Annotated in this window: 1 protein-coding gene; it reads right to left on the reverse strand. The window is 69.5% G+C overall.

Translation table 11 applies throughout. The features are described from left to right. On the reverse strand, nucleotides 1-1,097 hold a 1,097-nt coding region (locus tag AC1DOC_RS34700; RefSeq protein ID WP_478131718.1), incomplete at both ends, for an esterase-like activity of phytase family protein.

Below are 1,097 nucleotides of genomic sequence, written 5' to 3' on the forward strand. Positions count from 1 at the left end.
CGCGTGAACTTCGCGATGTGGCGCACGTCGGTGTTGCTGCCGCCCGGCGGCCTGGCCTTGATCGACTTGCCGCTGCCATCGCGCGGATCGATCGGGCTCTGCAGGAAGCCGTGCAGCACGCCGCTCGCAGCATCGAGCGTCAAACCTTCCATGCCGCGGTTGGGCCGGCGCTGCGACAGCACCAGCGGCTGGTCGGCGGCGCCGCTGCCCGGTGCGTATTTCTTCTCGATCACCCCGGTCGCCATGTTGATGCGCGCGATGAAGGGGCCGTACTCGTCGCTGGTCCACAGCACGTTGCGCGCCTTGTYGAGCACCAGCGTCTCGGGGTCGAGCCCGTTGGCATCGAAGTTGGCCTTGGCGGCATCGAACACGTAGCGGTCGGTCAGCGGCGTCTCGCCGGTCGAGCCCACGCCCGACTGCGGCGGCAGGCCGCTGATCTTCCTGCCGGCATCGAGCCTGAGCGGCAGGCTCGAGGCGAGCACGGCACCCGCCTTGCCGATGCGCACGATGCCGAAGCTCGGCGCGAACGACGGTGCCGGGAACACCTTGCTGATGCTGGTGGCGCCATTGCCGCCGGGCACGGGCGCGGTCGGGCCGTCGCCGTTCGGGCCGCGGTCGGTGATGGTATAGAACTCGAGCGCACCGTCCTCCGCCTTGCCCTTGAACGCGAGCCCCGAGCCGTAGGCCGGCAGGAAGCCTTGGGGAAAGTCGGCCTTGATGCTGGCGTTGTCGCCTTCATAGGGCACGTTGAAACGGGCGTCGGCCTGCAGCTGGTAGCGCGTCACGCCGATGCCGATGGCGCCGAGCTGGTTGGCCTGCGTGGCGGCTTCGGTCACGGGGGCAGCCAGGCGCGAGGCCAGGGTGTTTTCGAAGTGCTCGCGCGCCAGCATGCGGCGGGCGGCATCGACCGTGCGCGTGGCGTACGGCGCGGGCAGCGCGGCGAGCACGGCATTGAGCGCAGTGTCGAAGGCCTCGGCCGAGGCACTGAAATCGAGCGCGCCTGCCGTCAGTCCGGCCTTGAGCGCAGGCGTCAGCCGGATGCCGTTCGAGGGATCGCGGTCCTCGTCGAAGCTCTGCAATGCCAACAGGCGATTGAC

This window comes from Variovorax sp. 01T439_2, assembly GCF_056398445.1.